9 protein-coding genes are annotated in these 15,801 nt (G+C 33.0%); 8 read left to right on the top strand and 1 reads right to left on the bottom strand.

Features of this window, described 5'->3' with window-relative positions:
- Positions 1-26: 26 nt before the first annotated feature.
- Positions 27-1,340, bottom strand: a complete 1,314-nt coding sequence (locus IV513_RS05335) for a UDP-glucose/GDP-mannose dehydrogenase family protein (RefSeq protein WP_209389500.1) — start codon at positions 1,338-1,340, stop codon at positions 27-29.
- Positions 1,341-1,609: 269 nt separating this feature from the next.
- Between IV513_RS05335 and rimP the strand changes: the two genes are divergently transcribed.
- The 8 genes from rimP (at position 1,610) to IV513_RS05375 (ending at position 15,058) form a co-directional block, all read left to right on the top strand.
- Entirely contained in the window at positions 1,610-2,077 is a 468-nt protein-coding gene (gene rimP, locus IV513_RS05340; protein ID WP_209389502.1) for a ribosome assembly cofactor RimP, read from the top strand.
- A gap of 18 nt (positions 2,078-2,095) precedes the next feature.
- Positions 2,096-3,331 carry a transcription termination factor NusA gene (nusA, locus tag IV513_RS05345; protein ID WP_209389504.1) on the top strand — a complete coding sequence of 412 codons (1,236 nt, stop codon included), beginning with the start codon at positions 2,096-2,098 and terminating at the stop codon, positions 3,329-3,331.
- A 76-nt stretch (positions 3,332-3,407) separates the two neighbouring features.
- On the top strand, positions 3,408-6,368 hold the full coding sequence (infB, locus tag IV513_RS05350; protein WP_209389506.1) for a translation initiation factor IF-2: 2,961 nt from the start codon (positions 3,408-3,410) through the stop codon (positions 6,366-6,368).
- Between the two features lie 267 nt (positions 6,369-6,635).
- Complete coding sequence (locus IV513_RS05355) at positions 6,636-7,319, top strand: hypothetical protein (protein ID WP_209389508.1); 684 nt, start codon at positions 6,636-6,638, stop codon at positions 7,317-7,319.
- Between the two features lie 171 nt (positions 7,320-7,490).
- Positions 7,491-9,404: a S8 family serine peptidase gene (locus tag IV513_RS05360; protein ID WP_209389510.1), complete on the top strand. Its 1,914-nt coding sequence runs from the start codon at positions 7,491-7,493 to the stop codon at positions 9,402-9,404.
- A 425-nt stretch (positions 9,405-9,829) separates the two neighbouring features.
- Positions 9,830-12,664 (top strand): SusC/RagA family TonB-linked outer membrane protein, encoded by a 2,835-nt coding sequence (locus tag IV513_RS05365; RefSeq protein ID WP_209389519.1) that lies wholly within the window; start codon positions 9,830-9,832, stop codon positions 12,662-12,664.
- Positions 12,665-12,681: 17 nt separating this feature from the next.
- Positions 12,682-14,226: a RagB/SusD family nutrient uptake outer membrane protein gene (locus tag IV513_RS05370; protein ID WP_209389528.1), complete on the top strand. Its 1,545-nt coding sequence runs from the start codon at positions 12,682-12,684 to the stop codon at positions 14,224-14,226.
- Between the two features lie 22 nt (positions 14,227-14,248).
- Complete coding sequence (locus tag IV513_RS05375) at positions 14,249-15,058, top strand: hypothetical protein (protein WP_209389530.1); 810 nt, start codon at positions 14,249-14,251, stop codon at positions 15,056-15,058.
- Positions 15,059-15,801: the final 743 nt, after the last annotated feature.

Below are 15,801 nucleotides of genomic sequence, written 5' to 3' on the forward strand. Positions count from 1 at the left end.
AATGACTTTGCAATAGTATTTTATTGTTATTGTTGAATTGTTTTTCTCCCGATAGATTTATAATAGAAACCGTTTTGCTGTGGAAGCTCCAAAGGAAACATATTTCTACCGTCGAATATTGCCTTGTTGTTCATTTTTTTTGCCATAAGTGAGAAATTCGGGTTTTTAAACTCGGGCCATTCTGTAGCAATGAATAAAGCATCTGCGCCTTCAAGTGCATCATACATTGTGTTGGCGTAAGATATTCTGTCGCCTAAAAGTTTCTTTACATTCTCTTCAGCAATAAGGTCGTAAGCGACAATTTCTGCACCTTTTTCTAAAAGAATAGCAATATTATCCAAAGAAGAAGCTTCTCTAATGTCGTCCGTATTGGCTTTAAAAGCAAGTCCCCACATCGCAATTCTTTTCCCTTTTAAATTTCCGCCAAAATATTTTTCAATTTCAGAAGAAAGAATAACTTTTTGTGCAATGTTTACTTTTTCGGTTGCCTGTAATATTTCAAAATCGAAATTGTCGTCTTTGCCAGATTTTATTAAAGCTTTTACATCTTTAGGAAAACAGCTTCCTCCGTAGCCAATGCCCGGAAACAAAAACCTGTGACCAATTCTGTCGTCGCTTCCCATTCCCAATCTTACTTTGTCAACATCGGCTCCTACTTTTTCGCAATAATTGGCAATCTCGTTCATAAACGTGATTTTTACTGCCAGAAAAGAATTTGCGGCATATTTAGTAAGTTCGGAAGATTTCTCGTCCATGAAAATGATAGGAGTTCCTGTATTGGTAAATGGCTGATAAATTTTAGCCATTATTTCTTTTGCCTTTTCAGAGCTAGATCCTACAACCACTCTCGCAGGGTTCATAGAGTCTTCTACGGCAAATCCTTCGCGTAGAAATTCGGGATTGGAAACCACATCAAAAGGTAAATTTGTTTTAGAAGAGATCATTGCTCTAACTTTGTCTGCGGTTCCTACAGGAACAGTGCTTTTATTTACAACAACCTTGTATTCGGTCATCATTTCTCCAATATCATGTGCTACCTTCAAAACATAAGAAAGATCGGCAGATCCGTCTTCTCCGGGTGGAGTAGGGAGTGCTAAGTAAATAACTTCGCTTTTATCTAAAGCTTCTTTTAAATCGGTGGTGAAAAACAATCTTTCAGACTGTATATTTCTGAGGAACATTTCTTCAAGATTCGGCTCATAGATGGGAACTATGCCGTTTTTCATTCCTTCAACTTTTTTTTCATCTATATCAACACAGTATACAGAATTTCCAAGTTCTGCAAGAGTGGTTCCTGTAACCAATCCTACATAGCCCGTTCCTACTATTGTAATATTCAAAATGTATGTTTTTAAAATTCGCAACAAAAATACTAAAATACTTTCAATCTATTTTAAATAGTATATCTAAAGCGAAAGATATGAACATAAATTTCTGCGGAGTATTAATTTTATATGAACTAGGAGTATGTAGCGGTATTTTGCTGATTATGAATAGAGTTTGTGTATTTTATAAAAATGTTTTATCTTTGCCGTAGATTTACGGAAAAAATGGAAAGGCTTCTACGAGAAAGCCTTTTTTCGTACTGGTAAATCAGCTATTTTAAAATATGGAGTTTAGAAAAAATATTGAAACATTATTAAATGATTTCCTGGAAACAAGAAAGGATTTGTTTCTTATTGATTTGAAGTTTTCTGCATCGGACGATATTGCCGTAATTTTAGATGGAGATAATGGAGTTTCTGTGCAGGACTGTCTGGATGCAAGCCGTGCAATAGAGTTTAATATGGATCGGGAAGAGCATGATTTCAGTTTGCAGGTAATGTCTGCGGGACTAAGTGAGCCGCTTTCTATTCCTAGGCAGTATCAGAAAAATATTGGGCGAGAGATTGAAGTTCTTTTGAATGATTCGTCTGAAATTGAAGGAGAACTTGCTAAGATAGACGAAGAAAAAATTACCTTGATACTTCGTTACAGAAAACCTAAAGATATCGGTAAAGGCAAAGTAGATGTGGTGGAAGAAAAAGAAATCTCTTACACAGAGATTAAAAAGGCATTGGTAGTAATTAAATTTTAATAAAAGAAAAAAAGATAAATGGATAATATAGCGTTGATTGAATCCTTTGGTGATTTTAAAGACGAAAAAGGGATCAGTAAAATAGATTTAATGGCAATCATTGAAGATTCCCTTAAAACATTGCTTAGAAAAAGATACGATTCTGATGATCATTTTGATGTAATTGTAAATCCTGATAAAGGAGATTTTCAGATATTTTTAAATAAAACAATCGTTGAAGACGAAATGTCTGAAGATGATGATCTTGAAATTGAAATATCCGCAGCCAAAAAAATAGATCCTACTTTTGAAGTTGGGGAAGATTTTACCATGGAAATTCCGGTTGCACAGTTAGGAAGAAGAAATATTTTAACGCTGAAACAGATTTTAGCAACAAAATTGCAGGAGCATAACAATGCAATGCTTTATGAGCAGTTCAGAGACAGAATCGGCGAAATCGTTATTGGAGAAATTCACCACATCCGACACAAGCATGTAATTTTGCTTGATGATGAAGGAAATGAATTTATTCTGCCAAAAGAAAACCAGATTCCTTCAGATTTCTTCAAAAAAGGCGAAAATATCCGAGCAATTGTAGAAAGTGTAGATTTTAAAGGTTCTAAACCGCAGATTATTATCTCAAGAACAGCTCCGAAATTTTTGGAGAAATTATTAGAATTGGAGATTCCTGAAATTCAGGACGGAACGATTATTCTTAAGAAAGCAGTAAGAATTCCTGGTGAAAAAGCGAAAATTGCTGTAGATGCTTATGACGACAGAATAGATCCGGTAGGAGCGTGTGTCGGAGTAAAAGGATCAAGAATTCACGGTGTTGTAAGAGAATTGAGAAACGAAAATATAGATGTTATTCAGTGGTCTAAAAACCCTGAAATCATGGTGAAGAGAGCTTTAGGAAATGTTACCATCAATAAAATTGACATCAACGAGGATACTAATTATGCTTTAGTATATACTCCGGTTGAAGAGATTTCCAAAGTTATCGGTAAGCAGGGGCAAAACATCAGACTGGCTTCGTGGCTGTCTGGCTACGAAATTGATGTATACAGAGAAGCCAGTGAAGATGATGACGTAGACTTGAGAGAGTTTAATGATGATATCGAACAGTGGATTTTGGATGAATTTAATAAAGTAGGTCTTACTACGGCAAAATCGGTGTTGGATAAGGATACAGAAAGTTTGCTGAATATGGTGGATCTTGAAGAGGAAACCATTGAAGATGTAAAACGTATTCTGAGAGAAGAATTTGAAGATTAATATTTAGAAATAAATTTTAATAATAAGTAAAAAGAAACTTTAATTTTTAAGAATTAAAAAACAGTAAAAAATATAGATGCCAAAAATAAGATTAAATAAAGCGGTTAAGGAATTCAATATTTCGATGTCCAGATTGGTAGAGTTTTTACAGTCTAAAGGGTTCGAGGTTGAAACCAATCCTAACGCTCAATTAGAAGAAGCGGCATATTCTGCATTGGAAGCTGAGTTTGCCAAAGATGGCGAGCAACGTAAGGCTTCCCAAGAGGTGGTGATTTCTAAAGTTCCGGAAGAAAAGCTGGAAATCGAAGAAAAGAAAACCCCTGAAGTAATAAGAGCTAAAGCTAATATAAAACCAGAAACCAGAATTTTAGGCAAAATAGATCTTGAGCCTAAAAAAACGGAAACGGTTGCGTCCGAGCCTACTCCTGAACCTGCACCTGCACCAACAGTGGAGGAAAAGAAAGAAGAGGTAAAGGAAACCCCAAAAACTGAACCTGTTGCTGAAGTTAAGCCTGTTGTTGAAAAGCAGGAATTTAAGGTTTTAGATAAAATAGATTTGTCTCAAATCGAAAGCAATAGAAACAGACCTGCAAAAAAGGAAAAGCCAAAAGCTGAAGAACCTAAAGCAGAGAAAAAAACGGAGGAACCAGTAAAAGAAACTCCTAAAGCACCTGAAAAACCAGTGCAAAAGACCGAGGAGCCTAAAGTAGAAACTCCTTCTGAAGAATCTCAGGAGCCTCAAAAAATAGAAACCGTTTACCAAAAACTGGATGGTCCTAAGATTGTTGGTGAAAAGATTGATTTAACACAGTTTGCACCAAAACCAAATTCAGGAGCTAAAAAGAAAAGAAAGAGAATAGAAAAGCCTGGAGGCACAAACCAAAATACCGGGAATAACCAACAAGGCGGAAATAATAACCAAGGAAACCGTCCTCAAGGTCAAGGCGGGCAAAATCGCCCTCAAGGACAAGGTGGTCAAAACCGTCCTCAAGGTCAAGGTGGAGGAAACCGCTTCGGAAATAATCAAGGAAATCGTCCTCAAGGACAAGGCGGGCAAAACCGTCCTCAAGGTCAAGGAGGAAACCGTTTTGGTAACAACAGACCTGGGCAAAGAAGTATGCCTGTTGAATTAACTGACGAACAAGTTAAAAATCAGATTAAGGAAACCCTTGAAAAATTAACCAACAAAGGAGGCAAATCTAAATCTTCTAAACATAGAAAAGATAAAAGAAGTTTCCGTAGAGAGCAGGACGAACGTCAGCAGGAAATTGATGCTGCAGACAGAACATTAAAAGTTACCGAATTCATCACCGTTGGTGAGTTGGCAAGTTTGATGAATGTTTCTCCTACCGAAGTAATTTCAGCTTGTTTCTCTCTTGGAGTTATGGTTACCATGAACCAAAGACTTGAAGCCGATACTTTATTATTAGTTGCAGATGAATTCGGATATAAAATTGAATTTTCTGATGCTGATTTAGAAGATACAGATTCAGAAGAAGATATCGATACTGAAGAAAGTTTGTTGCCAAGAGCACCTATTGTAACTGTAATGGGACACGTTGACCACGGTAAGACTTCATTGCTCGATTACATTAGAAAAACAAACGTAATTGCAGGAGAATCTGGAGGGATTACTCAGCATATCGGTGCTTATAATGTGAAGCTGGAAAATGGTCAGAGAATTACATTCTTAGATACTCCAGGTCACGAAGCCTTTACAGCAATGAGAGCGAGAGGAGCACAGGTTACGGATATTGCAATTATCGTAATCGCTGCCGATGACGATGTGATGCCGCAAACCAAAGAAGCTATTTCTCACGCACAGGCGGCAGGGGTTCCAATGATTATCGCAATCAATAAAGTAGATAAGCCGAATGCAAATCCGGATAATATTCGTCAACAACTTTCCGGAATGAATATTCTGGTTGAAGAATGGGGCGGAAATGTTCAGGCTCAGGAAATTTCTGCTAAATTTGGTAATAATGTAGATGTATTGTTGGAGAAAGTTTTATTACAGGCAGAAATGCTGGAATTAAAAGCTAATCCTGAACGTTCTGCAAATGGAGTAGTGATAGAAGCTTCCCTAGATAAAGGAAGAGGTTATGTTGCAACAATGTTGGTTCAGACAGGAACTTTAAGAGTTGGAGACTATGTTGTAGCGGGTAAAAACCACGGTAAAGTGAAAGCTTTATTGGACGAAAGAGGTAAAAACCTTGAAGAAGCAGGACCATCGATTCCGGCAACCATTTTAGGTTTAGACGGTGCTCCTACTGCGGGGGATAAATTCCGTGTTTATGCCGATGAAAGTGAAGGTAAAGCTATTGCTAACAAAAGAGAACAGCTTCAGAGAGAATTGTCTATCAGAACCAAAAAACATACAACGCTTGAAGAATTGGGCAGACGTATTGCTTTAGGTGAATTTAAAGAATTGAACATTATCCTTAAAGGTGACGTAGATGGTTCGGTAGAAGCACTTTCTGATCAGTTGCAAAGACTTTCCACTGAGGAAATCAGCGTAAATATCCTTCACTCTGGAGTAGGACAGATTACAGAGTCTGATATCAACTTAGCAGCTGCATCGGATGCTATTATTATAGGATTTAACGTAAGAGCTGGAGCGAATGCAAAAGACCTTGCAGATCGTGAAGAAATTGAAATCAGAACATATTCTGTAATTTATAAAGCGATTGATGAGGTTAAAGAAGCAATGGAAGGAATGCTTTCACCTGAAATTCAGGAGCAGGTTATCGGTAATGTAGAAATCCGTGAAGTCTTCAAAATTTCTAAAGTTGGAACCATTGCAGGTTGTATGGTTCTTACCGGAAAAGTTACAAGAAACTCAAAAGTACGTTTACTAAGAGACGGTATCGTGAAATTCGACGGAGAGCTTGAAAGTTTAAAACGTTTCAAAGACGATGTTAAAGAAGTTACGAAGGGCTACGAATGTGGATTGAACCTTAAAGGTTATAATGATATTGAACAAGGCGATATTCTTGAAGTTTACGAAGAAGTTGCTGTGAAAAAGAAATTAAAGTAATTTAATTTTGCTAATAAATAATACCGCCCGCATCGAAGATGCGGGCGGTATTATTTATTAAAGGTTGTATATATCAATAGTAATAATTCTAAATAATAAACTTTACTTTGATATTTTTATTGCTAACTAATAAAAATAAACTACTATAGTATAAAAATAGAAACTTCTATAGATCTAAAATACTAATCACGTTAAAAAATCATAAAAAAAAATAATAAATATAATGTAAGATATATAATTTGTATTTTTAACAAAAAAAATTGAAAAATGAAAATAATAGTCTTAAGTATTTTATTAATTTCTTCTAATATTTGTTTTGCACAAAATGGAATGATTCTATCTAATAGAGATTTTGCAGAAGGTAGCACTTTTTCTGGACTTGTTAGTTCAAAGAATTCAGGGAGGTCTCTCAACTACGATGAAGTTGTAGGTTCTCCTTATTCAAATACAAACTTTTCATTGGCTAAAATCTCGGATAATTATGAGAAAATACCTGTGCGATATAATTCTTATAAAGATCAAGTTGAATTTGAAAAGGATGGGAAAATTATGGTGCTTCCAAAAGACTCTAAATTTGCAAGGATAGAAATTACATCTCCTAAGCAAACATTAGTTCTTTTGAAAACAGCAGACAATCAAGATGAGTATTTTTTTGAAATAGTTAATGGGAAATATGCTTCTCTTTATAAAAAAATTCAAACCAAGTTCACTGATGTTATCCCTGCCTCAAACACATATTCTAGTGATAAACCAGCTACATTTAGAGCCCAAGATCCAGTATATTATCTTAAAAACTCAGATGGAAGCGTAAAGAAAGTTAAAAATTCAAAGGAGATTATTGAGCAATTTCCTGCCAAAAAAGAGCAACTTAATATCTTCTTTAAAGAGAACAAAATAAAATTTCAAAATGAAGAAGATGTAAAAAAGATTGCAAAAATTTTAAATGATTAGATAGAATATATTCTTAAAATTTATTTAAGGCTTTTGTATCATAAAGCATTTTATTCATTGAAAAGAGTATTGTTTTATTATTAATAGTTTTTATCATTTAAGGAATTTATATAATAATAAAAGATAAGGTATAATATTATAAAAAAATGTATTTTTGTAAAAATTTAATAAATGAATCATAAATATTGCATTATAGGTTTGTTAATTTTACCTAATTTCTTTTTTTCACAATCTTTGAAAGAAAAAGCTGAAATAGCTTCATTTTCTAATCAAAAGGCCAATCAAGAACTTGTTAAGCAGTTAATTCAGGAGGAAAAAGAATCAAAAATTAGACTTGAAAACTATTTACTTAATAATCCAGATAAAAAAAGGATTGAGATTCTCCCAATTAGTAAGGCTAAGAGAGAAATTGTAGGTGTAAATTCTAATGGAGAATTAATATATGCTCAAACTCATAATTTTGGTTCTGCAACTACATCTAGAGCCAACAAACTTTATAATAATGGTTCTTTAGGTATTAATATTCAGGGGCAGAATATGACTGCTGCTGTTTGGGATGGTGGAAGTGTTAGGGCGACACATGAAGAGTTTGTTGTGGGTGTTTTTCCTAAGGTGAACATTATGGATGGAGGAGTGCAGGATGAACATGCTACGCATGTGTGTGGTACTATTGCAGCTCAGGGAATTAATCCCTTGGTAAGAGGGATTGCTTTCAATTCAAGCGTAAATTCATATGATTGGAATAGTGATTTAATAGAAATGACTGGTGAGGCATCTAATGGATTATTAACATCTAATCATTCTTATGCTATGGGAGCCCTAAGTTCTTTATGGTATTATGGAGCTTATGACTCTAGGGCTAAACAAGTTGATCAAATTTGTTTTCAAAATCCATATTATTTACCTGTTTTTGCTGCTGGTAATGATCGTAATAATACTACTCCTCCAGGATCTACTCAGATATCCCAAAAAAATGGCTATGATCTGATATTTGGTCATGGTAATGCCAAAAATATAATTACCGTTGCCGCTGTTCAGCAGGTAAGTAACTATACTGGGCCATCTAGTGTGATTATGTCTAGCTTCAGCAGTTGGGGACCCACTGATGATGGAAGAATAAAGCCGGATATTTCAACCAAAGGTGTACAGGTAAGATCAACATTAAGTGATTCTGATACAGCTGTCGGTTTTATGGATGGAACATCAATGGCTTCACCTGGTATTACTGGAGTTGTTTTGTTGCTTCAGCAATATTATAATCAGTTGTATAATGGATATATGAGAGCTGCAACCGCAAAAGGGTTAATACTACACAATGCTGATGAAGCAGGTAGTACAATAGGTCCAGATTATTCGTATGGTTGGGGATTAGTTAACGCGGAAAAAGCTGCGATTGCAATTCGTGATAAAAATAAATCGACTGGATCTAAAAGTATAATAGAGGAATTGACATTGCAAAATGGACAATCTTATAGCAAATCTATTACTGCTAGTGGAACAACACCTCTAAGGGTTTCAATTTCTTGGACTGATCCTGCTTCCTCTGCTCAAAATAATGGAAATGTTGATCCTACAGATGTTTATTTGGTAAATGATTTAGATGTTAAAGTGACAAAAGATGATTCTACATTTTATCCTTGGAAGTTACAAGGTATGTCGGCTCCAAGTTCACCTGCAACACGTAATTCTACTAATAATGTTGATAATTTTGAAAGGGTAGATGTTGATAATCCTTCAGGTAATTATACAATTACAATAACTCATAAAGGAAGTTTAGTAAATAATTCTCAAAATTTCACCTTGATAGTTACTTCTGACAACTTATCTACATTGTCAACATCAGAGTTACCAAATAAAAAAAATGAGGTTAGTTTTTATCCAAATCCTGCTAAAGACTTTATTTACTTAAATGAAGTTGGAGGTAATACAGATATTATGATATATGATTTATCAGGTAAATTAGTGTCTTCCTCTAAACTAGTAGGTGGTAAACTTGATATTAGAAACCTTGTTAAAGGTAATTATATGGTAACTGTTAAGAACAATAATGGATTATCTCAAAGTTTTAAATTTATAAAAGAATAATTTTAATTTATTTTTAAATTATATTAAAATTAAGGACTGTTCGATGATTCGATACAGTCCTTTTTTTATGTATTATTTCTTTATAATAATTGAAAAATAATATTTACTTTTTGTTAGGATTAATTTTATAATAATCTATTTAATAAGATAATGTTTTCAAAATTAATATCTTATACTTTTTTTATAAATTTATTAATGGTATGGACAAAATATATGTTTGTAAAATTTAAAAGAATATTGTTTTTGAAATAATAAAATTCTAAAATTTGTTATTTTGTGTTAATTAAAACATATTCTATTAATTATCTTTAATTATATGATTTGTTTTTTGTGAATATTTTATTTTAAATAAAAAAACATAGAAAATTTGGTGGTGTTAATATTTTTTAACATATTTGCAATAAATAATATTAAAATTTGTTAATATGAATGTGAAACTAAAGTTGCTAAGCACTGGTGTGCTTTTTTTCTTAGGCGGTACTATGGCTATTGCGCAAGAAAAACCTAGCGATAGTGTAAAAAATGGAAAAGAAAGAATAATTGATGAGGTTGTTGTTGTTGGTATTAGATCAACAACAAAGAAAGAAGCTGTAGTTTCTACGGCAAGAATAGAGAGTGAGCAGATTAACAACAGACCCAATCCTAACCTTATGAATATTGCTCAAGGTCAGTTGGCTGGTGTTAATATATCTACTGGAAGTGGGCAGCCTGGAGCTAAGCCAACGGTAATTATTAGAGGTGCTAGTACAATTAATGGTAACACCGATCCATTATACGTTATTGATGGGTTTCCTACAAATGCAGACAGTTTTAGATCGCTGAATCCAAATGATGTTGAAAGTATGGAGGTTTTAAAAGATGCTTCAGCTACTGCAATGTATGGTAACAGAGGTGCAAATGGTGTAATTGTAATTAAGACAAGAGGAGGAGGTTTTAATGCTAGAACAACATTTAACTATCGTTCTCAAATTGGGGTTTCAACTCTACAGACAAGTAGATACAATATGGCTGATGCCCAACAATTGCTAAGAATTGAAAAGATGTATGGTGCGGGTAGAGGTTCTGGAATGACAGATAATGCCATTAATAATTATAATGGTGTAAATACTGATTGGTTGAATTATTTCTTTAATCCTTCTTTGTTACAAAGTCATGATTTTTCAATCACTACTGGTGCTAAAAATTTAAGTTCTTACACAAATGTTCATTATCTAGAACAAGAGGGTATCCTGGCAACAACTGGTTTGAAAAGATTTGCTTTGAGAACAAATGTTAATGGGAAATCTAATGATAATAAACTAACCTATAGAGTGGGTGTTTATGCTGGTTTGTCTAGAAATAACCAAGCTGCAGGTTTAGGTACTGGAGGTGTTAATAACAATTTAGTGATTGGTGCACTTAGGGGACCAAGATACATATCGCCAGATCAATGGGCGCCAAATGGAAATATTTCAGCTAATTTGGTTAATGCTCCATTGATGCTTATAGATAAAATTAAAACGTATAAGACTTATGTTGATGATTTGCGATTAGATTTGACTTCCGAAGTTAATTATAAAATTACGGATGATTTGACTGCAACAATGAGAACAAACGCTCAATTATTGTCTTTGGATGGAAATACTTATGAAAGACCTGAATCTTGGAATTCTAACTATTTCAGAGGTGTAGGGCAAACTTGGATAGGATTTGAATCTATGTCTGCTTCAAGACAATTTAATTTTAATAACCTATATCAATTAAATTATGTAAAACGTGTAGGTAATCACAAATTTGATGTGTTGGGAGGTTTTGAGTATAATAATTATATGATAAAAACCCAAGGTTTTACACAGAATGGATTGAATCCGAAATTGTGGGTTCCAGGAACAGGAACGGGTTATCCTGCATTCGTGCCAGGGGATAATTATAATGTTCCTAATGTTAGTGCAGGGCAGTCTAGACTCAATATGTATTCTTTTTTTGGTAACTTAGATTATGATTATAACTCAAAATATGGAGTAGTTGCCAATGTTAGAAGAGATGCTACAAGTAGATTTAGTAAAGATAATAGATGGGGTACTTTTTGGTCAGTAGGTGCTAGATGGAATATTAATGAAGAAGACTTCATGCAAAATGTAGATTTTGTTAACATATTAAAGCTTAGAGGTTCTTATGGTACTGCAGGTAACCAAAGAGTTCTTGATGGGTCTATTTTTGCAGGTATAAATCCACCATTATATAAAGATTCTTTCTTAGGTGTTACAAATACTTATAATGGAACACAAGGTTTAAACCTAACATTGGGAGATCCAAATTTACATTGGGAAACTACAAAACAATGGAATGTTGGAGTTGACTTTGAATTATTAAGCAGAAGATTAAGAGGTACATTCGATGTATATGAAAAGAAAGGAGTTGAAATCTTCTATCCTTGGCCACAAAGTTTTCTTGTAGGACAAGGGGCAATAAATATGAACTCTCCAATCGATTTAAAAAATAATGGTGTAGAAGTTAATTTAGCATATGATATTATTAAAAATAGTAATGTTAGATTTACTTTGAGAGGAAACGGAGCTTTCAATAAAGAAAGAGTGTATAATCTCCCTACAGAAACACTAATTGATGGTGAAATTCCTCAAGTTTATAGTGCTAATGGTAAACCATACCAGACACCATATGTTTATCATTATCTTGGAGTTAATCAAGCAAATGGTAATCTTTTATTTGAAGATATTAATGGAAGACCAACCGAAAACCCTACTTCTGCTGATTTGAAGCCGTTGAAATATGGTTTTAGCCCAAGATATCAAGGAGGTTTTGGATTTGACTTCAACTATAAAGGATTATTTGTAAGTACGACCTTTACTTATGTTGCTCAAGTTTATAGATATGATTACGATTGGTCTTCAGTTATGAATCCTAGTAGTATCGGAAACTTCAATATGAGTGCTGATTTGCTTAATGCTTGGACACCAAATAATACTAATACTAATATACCATCTCTAAAAGCTGCAAATTTCAGTGCCCAAGGTCTATCAGACAGATTTTTAGTAGATGCTTCGTATGTGAGATTAAGAAATTTACAAGTAGGATATGATGTACCAAAATCATTACTTAGCGGAACTTTTGTTAATAGTCTTGCTATTACTTTGCAGGCTGAAAATATCCTTACTTGGAGTAAATGGAAAGGATTTGATGCTGAAAGTAATATAGCTTCAGATCAAGGGAGATATCCAACTCCAAGAACATATACTCTTGGATTTGATATTAAATTCTAATACTTAAAATTTAACTAATGAAAAAGATATTTTACATAGCTGCAGCAGTTTTCAGTTTAAGCTTTATTTCTTGCAGCGAAGAACTAATGGAAACATATGCACCAGGAGCTTTAATAGAAGAAACTGCAATACAAGATGCAAATGATTTACAACTTTTTTTAAATACAACTTATTCAGGGCTAACAAGTCGTAGTCAGTCAGCTTTTGTATCTGTTTTTACAGATGAAACCAGTATAGGTTTTGATAATGGTGGACAGGGTATTAATGATGATTATGTATTCTTTCTTAACCCTTTATCTAGTGGTCCAGAAAATATTTGGGCAAATAATTATGCGAGTTTAGCTAGAATTAATAGAATTCTTATTTTAGCAGATAAATTGCCTGCCAAAACTGCTGATGATAAAAATAAACTTAATAAGATTAAGGCAGAAGCCCTTACTTTAAGAGCATATTGTCATTTAACGATTCTTTCATATTTTACAACAGATATGAAAAATCCAAATGCTTTGGCTGGAATTTTAGCTGATAGAATCTTTTATAAAGATGATAATGATTATCCTAGAAATACAAATGCTCAGTTTTATAGTTTTATTCAAAACGATTTAACTAATGCAATTACCTTATTTGATGGTCTTACCAATAAGGCATTTTCTAATATTTTTGCAAACAAATTTTTTGCTCAAGGCTTGAAAGCTAGAGCTTATGCTTATGCAGGGGATTATGTAAATGCTGAAACTTGGGCAGATAATGTGATTAATAATTCAGGATTAGTACTTGCTAATTATAATAATTATCCAAATGTATTTCTTACAGAATCAAATGCTTTAAATTCTGAGGTTATTTTCAAATTTAAGAGATTAGCAACTCAAAACGCCCAAACTACTAATTTACATAATGCGTGGTACAATGGAGCTCCATCTGCTAGTGGTGCACCTTGGTTTGAGTTGAGTAGAGCGTTGTATAATAAATTAGATTTGAATGATACTCGTTATAGAACTTTAGTACATCCAAATTCTATTATTGATCCTAATTATGCAACATCCGCAAACGTTAGATCTTCAGATAGATTAATGTTAAATAAACACGGTGGAACATTAACTATAAATGCTGACCCTTGGGCTGGAACAGCTACGAATGCAAATAACAATGACATTAAAATAATGCGTCTTTCCGAAATGTATCTCATAAAAGCTGAGGCAAGAGCAAACGTTAGCGATTTAGTGGGTGTTGCTACAGTTATTAAAAATATTAGAGATAATAGATTTAGTACAGCACAAACTCTTCCAACATATGCTAACGTAACTTCAGCTTGGAAAGCTATTTTAGATGAAAGAAGAATTGAGTTTGCTTTTGAAGGTTATAGATTTATTGATTTGAAAAGACTTGGTACATTAGCTAACTCAGGTATTGATAGAGATCCTGCAGATTATCAATCATCAACAGCTAATTATCCGGCTGCTAATCCTGTAAACTTACCTTTAAATAGTTATAAGTGGGCTTTACCAATCCCTACAATTGAAACTAGAGTTAACTCTGCTATTCAACAAAATCCTGGTTATTAATTTAATATTTAAAAATTTTCTTATGAAAAGAATTATAAATACATTGTTTTTTGGCATAGCAATATGCAGTTTGAATGTATCGTGTGAAGCTGAGCAACCTTATACTGAAGGTAATAGTGAAGCTCATTTTGATAAGACTTCTCAATCAGTCTTCGTTACCAAAGACACTGGTAATGCTGATAATGTTATTACCTATGGTGTTACTAAACCTGCGGATTCTGATAATACTGTAGAATTAGTTTTTAATTCTTCAAAGTCTACTGCTGTTTTAGGAACAGACTTCACTATTGTTGAATCTACAGATGTTTTAAAGGCTGGTGCAACTTTTGGTGATTTTAAAATTAATGTAAAAGAAGCTGCTGCTAAAGCAGGGAAAAAAGCATATTTTACCATTAAATCAGCTTCTTTACCTATAGCAGTATTTAACAAAGAAGTAGAAGTTACTTTTAACTTGGTATGTCCTGCATCTACTTTTCCTGGAATTTTTTCTGTGAAAAATACATTTTTTGGAACATATGATACAGAGATTAATTTGGGCTCAACCCCAAATACATTTGTATTAAAAGATTATGTTACAACTGGATTTGATATTATTGTTAATTTTAATCCATTAACAGGAGAGGTTTCTTTACCAAGTACAGCTCAGTCTACAGGATATGTAAATGGAGCGAATGGATTAATTTTTGCTAAACCTGCTGTAGATGGTTCAAAAGGGAATGTTTCTTTTTGCAATAAAATAATGAATCTTAGATTATCTTATGGTACTCCAACTGGAGCGACATATACCTCAGGTGGAAAGTCATCATATACTGATGTATTTACTGGATATTAATCTATTTGCTTATTATTTTGAAATAGTCATATAGTATATTGACAGATTTCAGTTAGAATAAAAACCCGGAAAATTTTAATTTTCCGGGTTTTTTATGTTTTTTTATGGTGGATTTAAAGGTTTTTTTTAGATTAAGATGTGTTATTTTGTTACTGCAAGTACAATTGCTCTGTCATTCCTGAACATTTTCCACATCTAAACCAATATTTTTATTTTATATCATAGTTCATTTTTCGCTAGTGTATTTTTCATCATAATTAGAGTAATTATCATTTATCAATTTATATGGGCTTTTATAAAATATTTTAATTAATTTCTTTATAGTAATACAACTCCAGCTGTATAAAAATATTTTATAGCGTTTTTAATATTTTTATAAGTTCATTTTAATTGAAGAGAATTAACTTATTCGTTTTGTCGATTTTATTATTTTAGATATTTTTAGTAGTAAACAATAAGCTATAATTTCCCCAGTTGAGTTTGAATTAAAATTTTATTCTTATAATATGAGGTTAAGTTAAGAAAACCTATTCATAGTTCTTTTACCCATACTTTTTCAAACTTTTGAATATTGTGATATCTTTTAGAGATACTAATAACAACTTTTATTGAGGTTCGTTTTTCTTTGTGTTTTCTCCTAATCCCAATACTGTCCTAAATAAAAATTATTAAAAATAGAAACAGCCTAAATACCTATTTTACATTTAGCTTTACATTTAATTTCAAAAAAGAACCCCTTGATA

The sequence above is a fragment of the Chryseobacterium sp. RR2-3-20 genome (genome assembly GCF_017808115.1).
GTDB lineage: Bacteria > Bacteroidota > Bacteroidia > Flavobacteriales > Weeksellaceae > Chryseobacterium > Chryseobacterium oryzae.

What these genes read in the sequence shown, in the direction of transcription:
- IV513_RS05370 (WP_209389528.1), top strand. Translation starts at nt 12,682, where the DNA reads ATGAAAAAGATATTTTACATAGCTGCAGCAGTTTTCAGTTTAAGCTTT.
- IV513_RS05365 (WP_209389519.1), top strand. Translation starts at nt 9,830, where the DNA reads ATGAATGTGAAACTAAAGTTGCTAAGCACTGGTGTGCTTTTTTTCTTA.
- infB (WP_209389506.1), top strand. Translation starts at nt 3,408, where the DNA reads ATGCCAAAAATAAGATTAAATAAAGCGGTTAAGGAATTCAATATTTCG.
- IV513_RS05375 (WP_209389530.1), top strand. Translation starts at nt 14,249, where the DNA reads ATGAAAAGAATTATAAATACATTGTTTTTTGGCATAGCAATATGCAGT.
- rimP (WP_209389502.1), top strand. Translation starts at nt 1,610, where the DNA reads ATGGAGTTTAGAAAAAATATTGAAACATTATTAAATGATTTCCTGGAA.
- IV513_RS05360 (WP_209389510.1), top strand. Translation starts at nt 7,491, where the DNA reads ATGAATCATAAATATTGCATTATAGGTTTGTTAATTTTACCTAATTTC.
- nusA (WP_209389504.1), top strand. Translation starts at nt 2,096, where the DNA reads ATGGATAATATAGCGTTGATTGAATCCTTTGGTGATTTTAAAGACGAA.
- IV513_RS05355 (WP_209389508.1), top strand. Translation starts at nt 6,636, where the DNA reads ATGAAAATAATAGTCTTAAGTATTTTATTAATTTCTTCTAATATTTGT.